Annotated in this window: 18 protein-coding genes; 13 read left to right on the plus strand and 5 right to left on the minus strand. The window is 67.8% G+C overall.

Going from position 1 to position 17,187, the window contains the following annotated elements:
- Positions 1-7: 7 nt before the first annotated feature.
- Positions 8-1,186 carry a LuxR C-terminal-related transcriptional regulator gene (locus ACXDF8_RS13480; RefSeq protein ID WP_457223762.1) on the minus strand — a complete coding sequence of 393 codons (1,179 nt, stop codon included), beginning with the start codon at positions 1,184-1,186 and terminating at the stop codon, positions 8-10.
- 118 nt (positions 1,187-1,304) lie between these two features.
- On the opposite strand from ACXDF8_RS13480, the gene ACXDF8_RS13485 reads away from it, so the two are divergent.
- From ACXDF8_RS13485 to era, 7 genes are all read left to right on the plus strand, one after another.
- A complete protein-coding gene (locus ACXDF8_RS13485) occupies positions 1,305-2,555 on the plus strand; it encodes a cytochrome P450 (RefSeq protein ID WP_457223763.1) in 1,251 nt (416 codons plus the stop codon).
- Complete coding sequence (locus ACXDF8_RS13490; protein WP_457223764.1) at positions 2,552-2,968, plus strand: nuclear transport factor 2 family protein; 417 nt, start codon at positions 2,552-2,554, stop codon at positions 2,966-2,968. Before ACXDF8_RS13485 ends, ACXDF8_RS13490 begins: the two co-directional genes overlap by 4 nt.
- 102 nt (positions 2,969-3,070) lie before the next feature.
- A complete protein-coding gene (locus ACXDF8_RS13495) occupies positions 3,071-4,102 on the plus strand; it encodes a PhoH family protein (RefSeq protein WP_457223765.1) in 1,032 nt (343 codons plus the stop codon).
- 13 nt (positions 4,103-4,115) lie between these two features.
- Positions 4,116-4,652 carry an rRNA maturation RNase YbeY gene (gene ybeY, locus ACXDF8_RS13500; RefSeq protein ID WP_457223766.1) on the plus strand — a complete coding sequence of 179 codons (537 nt, stop codon included), beginning with the start codon at positions 4,116-4,118 and terminating at the stop codon, positions 4,650-4,652.
- Positions 4,649-5,941 carry a hemolysin family protein gene (locus ACXDF8_RS13505; RefSeq protein ID WP_457223767.1) on the plus strand — a complete coding sequence of 431 codons (1,293 nt, stop codon included), beginning with the start codon at positions 4,649-4,651 and terminating at the stop codon, positions 5,939-5,941. The genes ybeY and ACXDF8_RS13505 overlap by 4 nt, the downstream gene beginning before the upstream one ends.
- A complete protein-coding gene (locus ACXDF8_RS13510) occupies positions 5,934-6,254 on the plus strand; it encodes a cytidine deaminase-like protein (RefSeq protein WP_457223768.1) in 321 nt (106 codons plus the stop codon). The genes ACXDF8_RS13505 and ACXDF8_RS13510 overlap by 8 nt, the downstream gene beginning before the upstream one ends.
- Positions 6,251-7,153, plus strand: coding sequence for a GTPase Era (gene era / locus ACXDF8_RS13515; protein ID WP_457223769.1), 903 nt, complete (start codon positions 6,251-6,253; stop codon positions 7,151-7,153). Before ACXDF8_RS13510 ends, era begins: the two co-directional genes overlap by 4 nt.
- Here era and ACXDF8_RS13520 read toward each other — a convergent pair.
- On the minus strand, positions 7,142-8,599 hold the full coding sequence (locus ACXDF8_RS13520; protein ID WP_457223770.1) for an amidase: 1,458 nt from the start codon (positions 8,597-8,599) through the stop codon (positions 7,142-7,144). The genes era and ACXDF8_RS13520 overlap by 12 nt on opposite strands.
- A gap of 64 nt (positions 8,600-8,663) precedes the next feature.
- Between ACXDF8_RS13520 and recO the strand changes: the two genes are divergently transcribed.
- The 3 genes from recO to ACXDF8_RS13535 are packed head-to-tail and all read left to right on the plus strand — an operon-like array spanning position 8,664 to position 10,752.
- Positions 8,664-9,485: a DNA repair protein RecO gene (gene recO / locus ACXDF8_RS13525; protein WP_457223771.1), complete on the plus strand. Its 822-nt coding sequence runs from the start codon at positions 8,664-8,666 to the stop codon at positions 9,483-9,485.
- Positions 9,445-10,359, plus strand: a complete 915-nt coding sequence (locus ACXDF8_RS13530; RefSeq protein ID WP_457223772.1) for a decaprenyl diphosphate synthase — start codon at positions 9,445-9,447, stop codon at positions 10,357-10,359. The genes recO and ACXDF8_RS13530 overlap by 41 nt, the downstream gene beginning before the upstream one ends.
- The gene (locus tag ACXDF8_RS13535; protein ID WP_457223773.1) at positions 10,360-10,752 is read left to right on the plus strand and encodes a hypothetical protein; all 393 of its coding nucleotides are present in this window, start codon (positions 10,360-10,362) and stop codon (positions 10,750-10,752) included.
- A 20-nt stretch (positions 10,753-10,772) separates the two neighbouring features.
- Here ACXDF8_RS13535 and ACXDF8_RS13540 read toward each other — a convergent pair whose 3' ends face one another.
- Both ACXDF8_RS13540 and ACXDF8_RS13545 read right to left on the minus strand, forming a co-directional pair.
- Positions 10,773-11,195 (minus strand): Fur family transcriptional regulator, encoded by a 423-nt coding sequence (locus ACXDF8_RS13540; RefSeq protein WP_457223774.1) that lies wholly within the window; start codon positions 11,193-11,195, stop codon positions 10,773-10,775.
- Positions 11,192-11,524 (minus strand): ArsR/SmtB family transcription factor, encoded by a 333-nt coding sequence (locus ACXDF8_RS13545; RefSeq protein ID WP_457223775.1) that lies wholly within the window; start codon positions 11,522-11,524, stop codon positions 11,192-11,194. Before ACXDF8_RS13545 ends, ACXDF8_RS13540 begins: the two co-directional genes overlap by 4 nt.
- A gap of 217 nt (positions 11,525-11,741) precedes the next feature.
- Between ACXDF8_RS13545 and ACXDF8_RS13550 the strand changes: the two genes are divergently transcribed.
- Positions 11,742-13,121: a glycine--tRNA ligase gene (locus ACXDF8_RS13550; RefSeq protein WP_457223776.1), complete on the plus strand. Its 1,380-nt coding sequence runs from the start codon at positions 11,742-11,744 to the stop codon at positions 13,119-13,121.
- 4 nt (positions 13,122-13,125) lie between these two features.
- On the opposite strand, the gene ACXDF8_RS13555 is transcribed toward ACXDF8_RS13550, so the two are convergent.
- Positions 13,126-15,129 (minus strand): TPM domain-containing protein, encoded by a 2,004-nt coding sequence (locus tag ACXDF8_RS13555; protein WP_457223777.1) that lies wholly within the window; start codon positions 15,127-15,129, stop codon positions 13,126-13,128.
- A 66-nt stretch (positions 15,130-15,195) separates the two neighbouring features.
- Here ACXDF8_RS13555 and ACXDF8_RS13560 point away from each other — a divergent pair, with 66 nt between their 5' ends.
- Complete coding sequence (locus tag ACXDF8_RS13560) at positions 15,196-16,482, plus strand: deoxyguanosinetriphosphate triphosphohydrolase (RefSeq protein ID WP_457223778.1); 1,287 nt, start codon at positions 15,196-15,198, stop codon at positions 16,480-16,482.
- Positions 16,483-16,563: 81 nt separating this feature from the next.
- Positions 16,564-17,115, plus strand: a complete 552-nt coding sequence (locus ACXDF8_RS13565) for a ferritin (RefSeq protein ID WP_457223779.1) — start codon at positions 16,564-16,566, stop codon at positions 17,113-17,115.
- Positions 17,116-17,187: the final 72 nt, after the last annotated feature.

Here is a 17,187-nt window from a genome sequence, read left to right on the forward strand (position 1 = left end):
GCTGGGGTCAGCCCGGCTCCGATCGGGTGCCCAGCCTGGCGTAGATCGAGGCGGCCTCGGCCCGGTTGCTGGCGTGCAGCTTGCGCAGCACCCGTTTTACGTGGGATTTCACCGTGCCCGGGGTGATCACCAGTTCGTCGGCGATCTGCTGGTTGGTGCGTCCCTCGGCCATCAGTCGCAGCACCTCGGCCTCCCGGCGGGTCAGCATGTCGTGCACCCGCGATTCCACCTCGGCCAGCCGACGGCTGGCCGGGCTTCGTTCGGGTGGTTCGACCTTGCGCAATTCCAGGTCGGCGTCCTGCAGGGCCTGGGCGGCCTGCTCGGCGGTGGCCAGCGCGGTACGCACCTCGGCGTGCTGGCGGCGCATTCGCTCCATCAGAACCGTCCGCTCGAAGGCGTAGCCGAACCCCTCGGCGAACGCCCACACGGTGTCCCGGTCGATCTCGTCTACGGTGCGCCCGGAATAGAGCCGGTCGGCGTGTAGAAATCCGATCACCCGGCCGGTCGGCATCACCGGGGCGGCGACGTAGGACCGGGTCAGGGAGAAGTCGATGATCGGGCGGTTGACCCGGGGATCGTTGCGGGCGTCGCGCACGATCTCCGGTGCGTGTCTGCGGATCATCTGGGTCTCAAGCAGCATGTGGTCCAGCGGCGGTGAGACGGACTGGGCGAAGGCCACCATCTTCTCGGCTCCGTCGGTGTCGGCACCGAAGTACGCCGACTCCATCACCATTCGGCCTTCGTGCACCCGGAACAACACCGCCCGGTCGAACCCACACGACTCGACCAGCTCCCGCGGTGCCCGATCGACGATGGTGGCGACCTCGTCGATCCCCCGTAGCTTGGACAGGCCCTCCTGCACCCGCAGCAGGGCCAGCACCCGGCGGCGGGCGTTGTCCTCGATCAACTGCCGTTCCAGCAGCGACAGGTCGAGCACCGCCTCCAGCGCTGTCAGCGTCGTCTCGTCGCCGAGGGCTTCGAGTGCCTCACGCACGACGGCGGCCTGGGCATCGAGGGTGTCGGCGACCGCCCGGACCGGATCGTCGGCCGGCTCGACGATGCCCAGGCGGCAGGCTTCGTCGTACCGCCGGGACACCGCACTGGCCCGTGGCTCCTTAGAGCCCCAGCCGGGGTGGTTGCCGTCGACGAGTGCGGTCACGGTCGGCGGTTCAGTGGTGCTGGTCACAGTGGACCGATCGTCTCACCGACCCGACGGTGCCCGCACCGAAACCGCTCGGTCGGGAGCACAACTGACCTCCATCGGGAGATCGACCGCATCCATGGTCAGCGCCGAGGCTGATCTGATGACCTCGACCATCACTTCGGCACTGCGCACCCTCACCACCCCGGAGGGCGTCGCCAACCCCTATCCGCTCTTCGAACAACTGCGGGATTCCTCGCCGGTGCCGGGCTACCAGGACTGGCCGCCGGGTACGGTGCCCGGTGCTGACGAGCCGGTCACCGCGTGGGCGTTGTTCCGCCACGACCAGGTGCTCGCCGCCGCTCGCGACAACGAGACGTTCTCGTCACGCGATCCCATCCAGGAGGCGTCCTCGGCGCCGAGTCTGATGCTGGTCAACACCGACCCGCCCGCCCACACCGGTGAACGCAAACTGGTTTCCCAAGCGTTTTCGCCGCGGCGCATCCACCGGCTCGAGGGCTGGCTGTGCGATCTGGTTCCGCAATTGCTCGCCGACTTCGACGCGCGCGGCGGTGACGGCGACCCCGACGTCATGGAGTTCGCCGCCGAGGTACCGACCCGGGCGATGGTGAAACTGCTCGGCCTTCCCGCCGGCGACCACGTCCGGTTCAAGAACTGGGCCAACGCATTTATGCTCTCGTCGGCGATGACACCGGAGGAACGGATGGCCAGCAACACCGAGATGGTGGCCGCGTTCAGCGAGCGGGTGCTGGAACACAGTGCGCGCCTTGAGGATTCCAGCGGCGACTCCGCTGACGTGGAAGACGCCGAGGACCTGATCTCGGCACTGTTGCGCGCCGAGCTGGACGGCCGGCGGTTGACCCCGGAGCAGGTGGTGCGCCTCTGTGTGACGTTGGTGGTCGCCGGCAGCGAGACGACGACCTACCTGATCGGCAGCGTCTTACATGCCATGGCCCGCGAACCCGCGGTGACCGCTCGGCTGCGGGCCGACCGCTCGTTGGTGAACACTTTCATTGAGGAGGTCGCGCGGCTCACCGGTCCGCAGCGGCTGTTCCGCATCGCCACCCGCGATGTCGAGATCGACGGGGCACATATCCGTAAGGGGGAGTGGGTGGCGTTGTTCTTCGGATCGGCCAATCACGACCCCGCGGTCTTCGACGACCCGCAACGGCTGGACCTAGACCGCCCCAACATCCGCCAGCACCTGGCCTTCGGCCACGGTCTGCACTTCTGCTTGGGGGCGCCGCTGGCAAGGCTGGAGGTATCCGCGGTCGTCGGCGCGGTCCTCGATCGCTACTCGACCATCGCCGCGTCCGAGGAGCCCCCCGAACGGCAGACCGCCAGCCTGCTCACCCACGGCTTCGTCCGGTTACCGCTTCACCTGGCGCGATGACCACGGTCGAGAGCGTCAACATCGCCGCGACCAGGGCGATCTACGCCGCGGTTCCAGCCGGTGACCTGGACACCGCGTTGCTCCACATGGATCCGGACATCCGCATCACCTATTACGGCAGTGCCGCCATCCCATATGCCGGCGACTACCGCGGCATCGAGGCGGCCACGGAATTCTTCGGCACGGTGGGTACCCACATCGAGATCGTGGCCATGGAGCCGTGGCTGTTCATCGCCGACGGCGACAACCTCGCGGTCTGGGGCCACCAAACGTTCCTTCGCCCGGCCACCGGCCGGACGTGGGAGTCGGAGTTCGCGCACATCATCACCCTGCGGGACGGCAGGTGGCTGCACTTCCGCGACTTCATGAACTCCGCGCTGACCCACGAGGTGTTCACCGACGGTCTGGGTTAACCGGTGGGGGGTATCGGCACAGGACGGTAAACTGGGCACTCGGTGTCGACTACAGAAATCCCAGGTCGACCGAGAACCCAGAAAGCAGGCTTCGAAGACCACGTGACGCCCCGCGAGACGACCGCCGCTCGCTCTGTCGATGACCGCACAGTGCGCAGCAGCATGACTGTTCCGCCCGACCTCGTCCTGGGCATGCTGGGCTCCGCCGACGAGAACCTGCGAGCACTCGAGCGCAGCGTTTCGGCCGATCTGCATGTCCGCGGTAACACCATCTCACTGTCCGGTACGGCCGCTGACGTGGCGCTGGCCGAGCGGGTGATCTCCGAGTTGATCGCGATCGTCGCGGGCGGGCAGACGCTGTCCCCGGACGCGGTGCGGCACAGCGTGGGCATGATCTCCGGCACCGACAACGAGTCGCCGGCCGAGGTGCTCACCCTCGACATCCTGTCGCGGCGTGGCAAGACCATCCGCCCCAAGACGCTCAACCAGAAGCGCTACGTCGACGCGATCGACGTCAACACCATCGTGTTCGGTATCGGGCCGGCGGGTACCGGCAAGACGTACCTGGCGATGGCCAAAGCGGTGAACGCACTGCAGACCAAACAGGTCACCCGCATCATCCTGACCCGTCCGGCGGTGGAAGCCGGTGAGCGCCTTGGGTTTCTGCCCGGGACGTTGAGCGAGAAGATCGACCCCTACCTGCGCCCGCTGTACGACGCGCTCCACGACATGATGGACCCCGACGCCATTCCGAAGCTGATGAGTGCCGGTGTCATCGAGGTCGCGCCGCTGGCCTACATGCGCGGCCGGACGTTGAACGACGCCTTCATCATCCTCGACGAGGCGCAGAACACCACCGCCGAACAGATGAAGATGTTCCTCACCCGGTTGGGGTTTGGCTCGAAAATCGTTGTGACGGGCGATATCACGCAGGTCGACCTGCCCGGTGGTGCCCGCTCCGGGCTGCGTGCGGCGATGGACATCCTCGAGGGCATCGACGATATCCACTTCGCCCAGCTCACCAGTGCCGATGTGGTGCGTCACCGGCTGGTGTCGGAGATCGTCGACGCCTATGCCAAGGCTGAGCAGCCGGCCTTGATGAACCGTTCGCAACGACGCTCGACCCGGCGTTAGGGGCGCACTGCACATGACTATCGAGGTATCCAACGAATCCGGCCTCGACGTTTCCGAAGAGGAGTTGATCAGCGTCGCACGGTTCGTCATCCGCCGGATGAACGTCAACCCCGCCGCTGAGTTGTCCATGGTGTTGCTGGACACCAACGCGATGGCCGACCTGCACATGCGTTGGATGGACCTGCCCGGTCCCACCGACGTGATGAGCTTCCCGATGGACGAGCTGGAGCCGGGGGGCCGTCCCGACGCCCCCGAGCCGGGCCCGGCCATGCTGGGCGACATCGTGCTGTGTCCGCAGTTCGCCGCCGAGCAGGCCGCCGCCGCCGGACACAGCCTCGGCCAGGAGCTGGCCCTGCTGACCGTCCACGGTGTTCTGCACCTGCTGGGCTACGACCACGCGGAGCCGGACGAGGAGAAGGAGATGTTCGGCTTGCAGCGCGACCTGCTTGCGGAGTGGGTCGCCGAACAGGTCGAGGCCTACCACCAGGACCGGCAGTTCGAGAAGGACCAGCGGCTGCTCGACAAGTCGCGGTATTTCGACGCACCGTGACCGGACTTGCTCCGCTGCTCGCCGCGATAGCGCTCATCGCCCTCGGCAGCCTCTTTGCCGCGATCGACGCCGCCATCAGCACGGTGTCGGTGGCTCGCGTGGAAGAACTGGTCCGCGACGAGCGGCCGGGTGCGCTGCGCCTGGCGCGGGTGATGGCCGAACGGCCGCGCTACATCAACCTCGTAGTGCTGCTGCGCATCGCCTGCGAATCCGCCGCCACCGTGCTGCTGGTGGCGTTCCTGTGGGATGACCTCGGCCTGAAATGGGGCCTCGTCGCGGCCGCCGGCATCATGACGGTGGCCAGCTTCGTCGTCATCGGGGTTGGTCCGCGCACCATCGGCAGGCAGAACGCCTACTCCCTCGCGCTGGGTGCAGCCGTTCCGCTGCATGCGATTTCGGTGCTGCTCACCCCGATCAGCCGCCTGCTGATATTGCTCGGCAACGCCTTGACCCCCGGGCGCGGATTCCGCAACGGCCCATTCGCCTCCGAGATCGAGCTGCGTGAAGTGGTCGACCTGGCCCAGCAGCGCGGTGTGGTGGCCGACGACGAACGCCGGATGATCCAATCGGTGTTCGAACTCGGCGACACCGCCGCCCGCGAGGTCATGGTTCCGCGCACCGAGATGGTCTGGATAGAGAACGACAAGAGCGCGGCCCAGGCCACGTCGCTTGCGGTGCGCAGCGGGCACTCCCGCATCCCGGTGATCGGTGAGAACGTCGACGACGTCGTCGGCGTCGTCTACCTCAAGGACCTGGTGCAGCGCACCTACTACTCGGCCAACAGCGGCCGGGACACCAGCGTGACCGACATCATGCGGCCCGCGGTGTTCGTCCCGGACTCCAAACCGCTCGACGACCTGCTGCGCGAGATGCAGCGCGACCGCAACCACATGGCGCTGCTGGTCGACGAATACGGCGCCATCGCGGGTCTGGTCACTATCGAGGACGTGCTCGAAGAGATCGTGGGGGAGATCGCCGACGAGTACGACACCGACGAGGTGGCACCAGTGGAGGCACTGGGCGACAACAAGTTCCGGGTGTCGACCCGGCTGCCGATCGAAGACGTCGGTGAGCTCTACGACATCGAGTTCGAAGAGGACCTCGACGTGGACACCGTGGGCGGCCTGCTGGCTCTCGAACTCGGTCGCGTTCCGCTGCCGGGCGCCGAGGTGGTCTCCCACGGACTACGGTTGCGCGCGGAAGGCGGCCCCGACCATCGTGGCCGCGTACGCATCGGCACCGTGCTGGTCAGCCGGACCGAACTGGAGGAGAGCGACGACGATGAGTGATGCACTGGATGGCGAGGATGCCAAGCTGGTCGTGCTCGCGCGCGGCGCGATGGCCCGGGCCGAGGCTGGTGAGGGCGCCGCGGTACGCGACCTCGACGGCCGCACCTACGCTGGCGCTCCGGTCGCCCTGACGGCGTTGCGGTTGAGTGGGCTGCAAGCCGCTGTGGTCGCCGCTGTGTCCAGCGGTGCAACGGGTTTCGAGGCCGCCGTGCTAGTCGGCGGTTCGGGTGACGACGCCGGTGTCGCGGCCGTGCGCGAGCTGTCGCCGACCGCGGCGATCATCGTCACCGACCGGTCCGGGACGCCACAGTGAGCGAGTTCCGGTCCGGCTTCGTGTGTTTGGTCGGCCGGCCCAACACCGGCAAATCGACACTGACCAACGCGCTGGTCGGCGCCAAGGTGGCCATCACCGCCAATCAGCCACAGACCACCCGGCACACCATCCGCGGCATCGTGCATCGCCCCGATTTCCAGATCGTGCTCGTCGACACTCCCGGCCTGCACCGGCCACGCACCCTGCTGGGTAAGCGGCTCAACGACCTGGTGCGCGACACCTACTCCGAGGTCGACGTCATCGGCCTGTGCATCCCCGCCGACGAGGCCATCGGGCCCGGCGACCGGTGGATCTACGAACAGATCCGCGACGTGGCTCCCAGGACCACACTCGTCGTGATCGTCACCAAGATCGACAAGGTGGCCAAGGACCGGGTGGCCGAACAGCTGATGGCCGTGCACGAACTCGTCGGCGACACCGCCGCCGAAATCGTGCCGGTCTCGGCGACCAGGGGCGATCAGGTCGACATCCTCACCGATGTGCTGGCCGGGCTGCTGCCGCCCGGGCCCGCGTTCTATCCCGACGGGGAGCTCACTGACGAGCCCGAAGAGGTGCTCATGGCCGAGCTGATTCGGGAGGCCGCGCTGGAAGGCGTGCGCGACGAGCTGCCGCACTCGCTGGCGGTGGTGATCGAGGAGGTGGAAAACCGGGAGGGCCGCGACGACCTGATCGATGTGCGCGCCGTGCTCTATGTCGAGCGGGACAGTCAGAAGGGCATCGTCATCGGCAAGGGCGGGGCCCGCCTCAAAGAGGTCGGGACGGTGGCCCGCACGCAGATCGAAAAACTGCTGGGCACCAAGGTGTACCTGGACTTGCGGGTCAAGATCGCCAAGAACTGGCAGCGCGATCCCAAACAGCTTGGGCGGCTAGGCTTCTAGCTCGCGCAGACTTGGCGTGTTCCACCAGATCTCAGGCTGCTCGTTGGCCCAGCCGTTGATGGCCTCCAGCTCCGCGGCCAGCGAGACCAGCATCGGTTCGCTGTTGGCCGGGCCCATCAGCTGAACCCCGATCGGAAGGCCGTCGGCGGTGAAGCCGGCCGGGACGTTGATCGAGGGCCACCCCAGTACGTTCCACGGGAAGGTCACCGGGCAGGCCGCGATCATGGCCCGGTCGGTGGCGGTCGAACCCAAGTTGTCGAACGTGCGGGCCGGCGGGGGTGGCTGGGCAGTGGTGGGGGCCAGGACGACATCCACGGAGCGGAAGATCTCCCCGACGCGGCGCTGCAGAGCCGATTCGCTGGCGCGGGCTCGGCGCAGCATGGATCCCGACAGCAGCCGGCCCAGCCGCATGTTGGCCTCGGTGCGGGTATCGAAGGTGACATCCTCGCCGAGGCGGTCGGCCCACTCCAACAATCCCGCGGTCGAGCGAGGCAGAAAGGACAGCGGCAACCGCAGGCCGTAGTTGGGATTGCCCGCCATCACCGTGTGGCCGAGCAGGTCGAGCTGTTCGGCGACGGTGTCGAGCGCGGCCCGGATCTCAGGATGCAACGTGGCGCGAAAGAACGTGAACGGAAACCGGGTGGACACCGCGATCCGCAGCGGCCCCGGGGCCAGCCCGACGTAGTCGGACACCCGCACCGGCGGCGGCTGGTGCAGATCCTGCTCGACATTGCCCGACGCGGCGTCGAGCACCAGCGCGGCATCGGCCACGGTGCGGGCCAGCACCCCGTTGACGGTGATGCCGTTGAACGGATCGGCCAGCGGCCAGGTCGAGATGCGTCCCCGTTGCGGCTTGACGCCGACGAGGTGGGTCCAGGCCGCGGGCACCCGGACGCTGCCCGCGCCGTCGGAGCCGATGGCCGCGCCCACCAGGCCGGCGGCGACGGCCGCCGCACTGCCGCCCGAGGAACCGCCTGGGGTGTGCTTGCGTGACCACGGGTTGCGGGTGTGACCGAAGGCGGGGCCGCTGGTGAACGGCCACTGGCCCAGCTCACAGCAGTTCGTCTTGCCGACGATCACCGCACCCGCGGCCCGTAGCCTGCGCACCACTTCGGCGTCCTCGGTCGCGGGCCGGATCCGCCCACCGGTGCCGAAAGAGGTCGGCACGCCGGCGATGTCCACGTCGTCCTTGACCGCGATCGGGATGCCGAGCAACAGCGCCTTCGCACCGGCCGCGCGGCGTCGGTCGGCTTCGGCGGCCTCGGCCAGCGCCGACTCGGTGAGCACGACGCGGAAGGCGTTGAGCGTGGACTGGCTGGCGCTGATCGTGCGCAGCGATCGGCGGACCAGTTCGGCGGAGGTCACGGTGCCGCTGGCCAACTGATAGAGCTGGTCGCCGATGGTGGGGAACCGCTGCGGCCTGCTCAGGCTCGCGTGAGCTGTCATGGCGACGTCGAGACTAACGGCGCGGGTTCACGCAGATGTCGCAATACGGTGGGAAACTTGTCGAATGCGGCTTTACCGGGATCGGGCGGTCGTGCTGCGCCAGCACAAGCTCGGCGAGGCTGACCGCATCGTCACCCTGCTGACCCGCGACCACGGCCTGGTCCGCGCGGTCGCCAAGGGGGTTCGCCGTACCCGCAGCAAGTTCGGCTCCCGGTTGGAGCCGTTCGCGCACATCGACGTCCAGCTGCATCCCGGCCGCAATCTGGACATCGTCACCCAGGTGGTCTCCATCGACGCCTTCGCCACCGACATCGTCAGTGACTACGGCCGCTACACCAGTGCGTGTGCCGTGCTGGAGACGGCCGAGCGGCTCGCGGGGGAGGAGCGGGCCCCCGCGCCGGCCCTGCACCGCCTGACGGTCGGGGCGCTGCGGGCGGTGGCCGACGGTGCTCGGTCGCGTGAGCTGGTGCTGGACGCCTACCTGCTGCGCGCGATGGGTATCGCCGGGTGGGCGCCGTCGCTGACCGAATGTGCACGCTGTGCGGCGCCGGGCCCGCACCGCGCCTTCCACATCGCCGCAGGTGGCAGTGTCTGCATGCACTGTCGCCCGTCCGGCTCGACCACCCCGCCGCAGGCGGTGCTGGATCTGATGTCGGCGCTGCACGACGGTGACTGGGAAACCGCGGAGGCTTCGACGCCGTCGCATCGCAGTCACGCCAGCGGGCTGGTGGCCGCGCATCTGCAGTGGCACCTCGAACGCCAGCTGCGGACGCTGCCGCTGGTGGAGCGTGCCTACCGCCAGCCCACTACCCAAGGTAAGGAGATGTTCAGGCAGGATGTGCCCCATGGCGATGAACCGGGTGACCAGCTCGTGGCGGGGGGCTGAGCGCAGGCGGTCCGAACAGTTCCCCCAGCTGCCCCCGGCGCCCGATGACTACCCGATGTTCCCGGACACCTCGGTGTGGCCGGTGGTGTTCCCGCAGCTGCCCCCGGCCCCCGGCGGGGGGCCGCGCCGTCCACCCCAGCACACGTCCAAAGCCGCCCCGCCCGCCATTTCGGCCGATCAGATGCCCAAACACGTCGCCGTCGTCATGGACGGCAACGGACGCTGGGCCACCCAGCGCGGACTGAGTCGGACCGAGGGCCACAAGATGGGCGAGGCGGTGCTGATCGACATCACCTGTGGCGCCATCGAGATCGGGATCAAGCATCTGACGGTCTACGCCTTCTCCACCGAGAACTGGCGGCGCAGCGCCGAGGAGGTGCGCTTCCTGATGGGGTTCAACCGGGAGGTGGTGCGCCGCCGACGGGAGAATCTCGACATCATGGGCGTGCGGATGCGCTGGGTCGGGTCGAGGGCGCGGATGTGGCGCAGCGTGATCAAAGAATTCGACATTGCCGAGAACATGACCGTCGACAACGACGTCATCACCGTGAACTACTGCGTCAATTACGGCGGCCGGGCCGAGATCGCCGAGGCGGCACGGCAGATCGCGCGTGACGCCGCGGCGGGCCGGATCGATCCAGAGCGGGTGAACGAGGCCACCATCACCGAGCACCTGCACCGGCCCGACATCCCGGACGTGGATCTGTTCATCCGTACGTCGGGGGAGCAGCGGTCGAGCAACTTCATGCTCTGGCAGGCCGCGTACGCCGAATATGTGTTCCAGGACAAGCTCTGGCCCGATTACGACCGCCGCGACCTGTGGTCGGCGTGCGAGGAATATGCCGAGCGCAACCGGCGCTTCGGCCGCGCCTGAATGACCGGCGAACTGGCAACCAGGCTGGCGCAAGCGCTTTCGGACGTGATGCACGTCGAGGTCGACCCCGATGGTGCGCTGACCGTCCGTTACGAGGGGACGTTCGCCTCCTTGCGTACCGTGGCCATCGCCGAGGGTATCGAGATGGTTTCAGTGACCCAGGTGTTGGCATGGGATCTGCCGTTGAGTGCCGAACTGCGCAAACGTGTTGCGGCGCAGGCGGCGGCGACGATGCTGGGAACCGTCACGCTGATCGAGCAGCCCGGTAAGCGCGGCGATGTGATGCTGCGCTACAACTTCCCCGGTGAGGGACTGGCCAATAGCGCGCTGCAGACGCTGGCGCTGATGGTGCTCGCCGGCGGGGTCGAGGCCCGCGCGGCACTGAGCGGTTAGCGCTCACCGGTCCGGTCCGGTCAGGTCCCGCAGTCCGCACAGGTGCCGAACAGCTCGATGGTATGACTCACCTCGGTAAAGCCATGCGCCTCAGCGACTTCGGCGGCCCAGGCTTCGACCTCGCGGCCGCTGACCTCGACGGTCGAGCCGCAACGCCGGCACACCAGATGATGGTGGTGATCGGGGGCCGAGCAGCGCCGGTACATCGATTCACCGGTATCGGTGCGGACCATGTCCACCAGATCGCCGGCCGACAGTGACTGCAGGGTGCGGTAGACGGTGGTCAGCCCGATGTTCTCGCCGCGGCGGCGCAGCTCGTCGTGCAGTTCCTGCGCGGAACGGAACTCGTCGACGGTGTCGAGCAGCTCGATGATGGCCGCCCGCTGACGGGTGGCGCGCACCCCGGTGCCTGCGGCGCGCGGCCGGATGTCGGCTCCGGTCATGGCTGCTCCTCACCGGCGTGGCTGATCGCTGCGACGATGATGTCGGCGAGGTGGTGGTCGACCAGCCGGTACATCACTTCGCGGCCGGATCGTTCCCCGGCCACCACGCCGGCCGCCTTGAGGATCCGCAGATGCTGGCTGACCAGCGGTTGCGGCACGTCGAGCGCGTCGACGAGTTCGTGGACGCAGCGCGCGGATTCCCGTAGCTGGAGCACGATCGAGATGCGGACCGGGGCGGCGAGCGCGCGCAGCAGCTCGCCGGCGCGATCCAGGATGTCAGGCCGGGGCAGTGTCAGATCGTCGACTCGACCGTGGCTGGGCGCGGTCATCTCGGCACCTCCTGCGCGGGCATGCTATTGGAAATCATTTCCACTTAATCTCCACTGTTGCATGCATGATCATGCATGTCAAAGGCGACGCGGCAGCGTCCGCGGGGTAGCTTGGGCAGACCTGCGTCGTTCCTCTTCAGGGCCGGTCCGGCCCGGCATCGTCGCGTAGCTAGGCTGAGTGGCTGTTATCCGTGCACAGACAGGAGTGGCTCCGATCGTGGCGTCCGTGATCGATTCCGTCGTCAACCTGGCCAAGCGACGTGGTCTGGTGTACCAGTCCGGTGAGATCTACGGCGGTACCAAGTCGGCGTGGGACTACGGTCCGCTCGGCGTCGAGCTCAAGGAGAACATCAAGCGCCAGTGGTGGCGCTCGGTGGTGACCGGCCGCGACGACGTCGTCGGCCTGGACAGCTCGATCATCCTGCCGCGTGAAGTGTGGGTGGCCTCCGGTCACGTCGCGGTGTTCAACGACCCGCTGGTCGAATGCCTCAACTGCCACAAGCGGCATCGTCAGGACCACCTGCAGGAGGCGTATGCCGCCAAGAAGGGTGTCGACCCCGATTCGGTGCCGATGAGCGAGATCGTCTGCCCGGACTGCGGCACCAAGGGCCAATGGACCGAGCCCCGCGACTTCAACATGATGCTCAAGACCTACCTCGGCCCGATCGAATCCGAGGAGGGTCTGCACTATCTGCGCCCGGAGACCGCGCAAGGTATCTTCGTGAACTTCGCCAACGTGGTGACCACCTCACGCAAGAAGCCGCCGTTCGGCATCGGCCAGATCGGCAAGAGCTTCCGCAACGAGATCACCCCGGGCAATTTCATCTTCCGCACGCGTGAGTTCGAACAGATGGAGATGGAGTTCTTCGTCGAGCCCGACTCCGCGCGCGAGTGGCACCAGTACTGGATCGACACCCGACTGCAGTGGTACGTCGACCTCGGCATCGACCCGGAGAACCTTCGGCTCTACGAGCATCCCAAGGAGAAGCTGTCGCACTACTCGGATCGCACCGTCGATATCGAGTACAAGTTCGGCTTCCACGGCAACCCGTGGGGTGAGCTCGAGGGTGTGGCCAACCGCACCGACTTCGACCTCAAGACGCATTCGCAGCACTCCGGCGTCGACCTGTCGTTCTACGACCAGGGCAGCGACACCCGCTACGTCCCCTACGTCATCGAACCCGCAGCGGGACTGACCCGTTCGTTCATGGCGTTCCTGGTCGACGCCTACGCCGAGGACGAGGCGCCCAACGCCAAGGGCGGGGTGGACAAACGCACGGTGCTGCGGCTCGACCCGCGGCTCGCGCCGGTCAAGGCCGCAGTGTTGCCGCTATCGCGGCACGCCGACCTGAGCCCCAAGGCTAAAGACCTGGCCGCGGAGTTGCGCAAGTACTGGAACATCGAGTTCGACGATGCCGGTGCGATCGGCCGGCGCTACCGCCGCCAGGACGAGATCGGCACGCCGTTATGCGTGACGGTCGACTTCGACACCCTCGAGGATCATGCGGTCACGGTGCGCGAGCGTGATTCGATGTCGCAGGAACGTATCGCCCTGGACGCAGTGGTCGACTACCTGGCGGCGCGGCTCAAGGGCTAGCTGGCTAGAACCGTCCGCCGCCGCCGAACATCCCGCCGCCGGAGGATCCCTGCGAGCCACCGAAGGTGGTGGACGTCCAGCCCTCGCCGCCGACCCCCCCGCCGCGCATACCGCCGGAGAGGATGTTGCCGAGGATGATTCCGCCGATCACCGCGCCCATGTTCGACGATCCGCCGCCGCCGTGCCGGTTCATGTAAGCCTGCTGGGCGTACTGGACGTCGGAGTTGGCCAACTGCTGAGCTTGAGCGGCCAGCATCGAGGCGCCGTTGGCGTGGGCGATCGCCTCGGAGATGTTCGACGTCTTCTTGGCCTGAGCCGCTTCAAGTTGGCGCACAGCCTGATTCAGCCGAGTCCGTGCTTCGGGCCCGACGCTGCCGCGGCGGGTGTCGACGTAGTCGGACACCGAGCGCACCCGCGACTGGGCGGTGAACAGCGCCTGGTCGAAGGCCCGCCCGAGCCGCTCGGTGGTCTGGCGTTCTTCGGCCACCGTGGCCAGTAGCCGGTCCAGGTCGGCGTCGGCCTGGGTCAGTTCGGTGAAGGCGCCCAACGGATCTGCGGCACCGTTGGCTTGGGCATCCGTGACGGCTTTGATCGCGGCGTCGCGCGCCGCCGCCAGTTCGGTGGCGTTGGCCAACCCGCCCTGCGCCAGCTGGCCGGCCGCGGCGGTGATGCCCTGCTGAATGTCGGCGATGGCCGCGGGCAGCGTGGCGACCGCCCTGCGGATGTCGCTGGCTGCGCTGTCCACCGCGTCCAGCATCGAACCGGCTTGCTGCAGAGCAGCTTCGGCGGCCCGCACACAGTCGACGAGTTCGGTCTGCTTGCCGGCTACCGGCTTGGCCACCAGCTCGCGGGCGCGGGTGATCGACTCCTCGGCGAAAGCCAGCCGCTCCTTGGCGGCATTGACGTTGCGCGCCACCGACGCCAGCGCCGATTCGGCGAACTCGTCGTGCAGCTGGGTCAAGGTCTGTTGCGCCGGGTCGATGCGGGCGCTGACGTCGACCAGCTGGCGGGTCAGGACGTCGAGCCGGTCGGGGGCGTTGATGACCAGATCGCGCAGCTGGTGAAAGGACTCGGTCTGCGCGTCGAGTTCCCGGTTGGCCCGCGCCGCTGCCACCACGACCCGGGTCAACAGATCGCGGCGCTCGGCAGCGGTTTCGGGCACCGCGTCGTCGAGCTGCTGGCGCACGTTGAACGCCTGCTGCAGCGTTCCCTTGGCGTTCTCCACGGCGCGCGCGAACGGCGCCGTCTGCTGCTGGCCGAACTCCTCGACGGCCAGCACCAGTTCGTTGCCGCTGGTGCGCATGGCATTGTCCACGTCGACGACGATCGAGCGGGACAGCTCGTCGAGCGCGTCCAGCGGCACCGCGGCCAGCGCAGTGGGATCGGTCGGGTCGACCCGCTTGGCCGCCTCCACCTCGGCCTCGTGCCGCTTGCGCCGCCGGCGCCGGCTCCACACCAGCAGCGCGGCCAGGAGCAGCGCGATCACCGCCACGATGATCAGCACCGAGAAGAGCGACAGGCCACCGCCCGAAGCGCCGGAGCCGGTGGCGGCCAGGCCGTCGGCGGCCGCGACCGCCGCCCCGGCCCAGTCGTTGTCACGCAGGGCCGGTTCGATCTTGTCGCGACGGATGTCGTCGATCTGCGTCGATGTGCCGCCTGCGGCGGCGGGGGGCACCAGGAAGGCGTAGGACCGTTGCCCGGTCGCCACCGCGAGGATTGCGTCCTGGTCGCCCAGATCACTGACCACTCGGGTGTCCTGGGTCCAGGCAACGGCGCCCTTCGGCGAGAAGGAGTCGACGAAGACCACCCACAGCCGCACGCGGCGTGCGTTGTAGAGACTGTCGACGGCACGCTGCACCTCGGCGACCTGTCCGCCGTCCAGGGCGCCGGCGTTGTCGGTGACGTAGCCGGGCAGCCGGAACGGCGGCTCAGCCCCGGCGGCGGGCGCCATCAGGGTGGCGGCGGTGAGGACCGCCGCGAGCAGGCTGAGCAGACGGGCGAGGCGCATGAGGGCCAATGTAGTAGCGCCGGGGCGACGGACCGGCCGAAGTCGGGTGTAATCGACGGGTCGGTGATGCTGGCAGACTGTGCCTCGGTGACAACGAATCAGCACGGCCACTACGACGAGGCCGACCGTGAACGGGTGGTGCGCGAACTGCCCAAGACTGCCGGGCTGCCCGGTACGGCGACCGAACATCGCACTGACTTCGCGCGCGACCGCGCCCGGGTGCTGCACTGTGCTGCCCTCCGCCGCCTGGCGGACAAGACCCAGGTGGTCGGACCGCGGGAGAGCGAGAATCCGCGCACCCGACTGACCCATTCCCTGGAGGTGGCCCAGATCGGCCGGGGAATGGCGCTGCCCCTGGGGTGCGATCCGGATCTGGTCGACATGGCCGGACTGGCCCACGACATCGGCCACCCGCCATACGGCCACAACGGGGAACGCGCACTCAACGAGTTCGCCGCAGCGTGCGGCGGTTTCGAGGGCAATGCGCAGAACTTCCGCATCCTGACCCGCATCGAGCCGAAAGTGCTTGACGCTCAGGGGCGTAGCGTCGGTCTCAACCTGACTCGCGCCGCACTGGACGCCGTCACCAAGTACCCGTGGTTCCGGGGGGAACGGGGACGCAAATTCGGCTTCTACGCCGACGACCGGGAGCTGGCGCAGTGGGTCCGCGGCGACGCTCCCGCGCAGCAACCCTGCCTGGAGTCACAGGTGATGGACTGGGCCGACGACGTGGCCTACTCGGTGCACGACGTCGAGGACGGCGTGGTCTCGGGCCGCATCGACCTGCGGGTGCTGGCCGACAGCGACGCCGCGGCGGCCCTGGGCCGGCTGGGGGAGTCCAACTCGATCGACGCTGCCCAGGCGTTGGGTGCAGACGGTCTGGAGGCCGCGGCGCGGCGGCTGTCGCAGCTGCCGGTGGTCGCGGCCGTCGGCAAGTACGACGGCACGCTCACCGCTTCGGTGGCGCTCAAGCGGCTCACCAGTGAGCTGGTGGGCCGGTTCGCCTCGGCGGCGGTCACTCTGACCCATGAGCTGGCCGGTCCGCAGCCGCTGGTGCGCTATCAGGCCCAGCTGCACGTACCCGAGACGGTGCGGGCCGAGGTGACGGTGCTCAAGACGCTGGCGTTGCAGTTCATCATGTCCGACCCCCGGCATCTCGAGCTGCAGGAACGGCAGCGAGAACGCATCCACCGGGTGGCGAACTGGCTGCTCGACGGTGCGCCGGCAACGCTGGATCCGGTGTTCGCGCCGGAGTTCAACGCCGCCGCCGACGACGCGGCCCGGATGCGGGTCGTCGTCGATCAGATCGCGTCGTTCACCGAGGGTCGGCTGGAGCGGATCGTGGCGTCCTAGCCCTCTGAACGGCACCACAGTGGCAAATTGCCGACAAACGTAGATCTTGTGCTGCGGATCGCACGCAGATATCGTGCGCCCGTGACCAAAGACAATGGTGGCGCGCAGAGCGCATTCCTGGCGCTACTTCATCGACAAATTCAGCGTGAATTCACCGCTGCGCACCAATATCTGGCCGTCGCCATCTATTTCGATTCGATGCACCTGCCGCAGATGTCCAAGCGGTTCTACACCCAGTCCGCCGAGGAGCGCAGCCACGCTCTGATGATGGTGCAGTATCTGCTCGACCGGGATATCGACGTCGACCTCCAGGGCTTGGACCCGGTGATCACGAAGTTCGAATCGGTTCACGATGCGGTGGAATTGGCTCTGGCTCAAGAGAAGCGGGTAACAGAACAGATCACTGAACTGACCAGGGCGGCCAGGGACGAGAGTGACTTTCTGGGCGAGCGGTTCATGCAGTGGTTCCTCCAGGAGCAGGTCGAGGAAGTCGCCAGCATGTCCACGCTGCTGGCAGTGGTGGACCAGGCGGCGGGCAATATTTTTGACCTGGAGGCCTACGTCGCCCGTGAACTCGCGACAAATTCCGTGGCTGACGCGTCCGCGCCGAAAATGGCCGGCGGAGGGGCATAGCCCGAAATGCGGAATTGTCTTAACGGATAGCGAACAGGCGTCAGCAGAATTAATGGATGCCCGGAAAGGCTG

The organism is Mycolicibacterium sp. CBM1 (genome assembly GCF_054073305.1).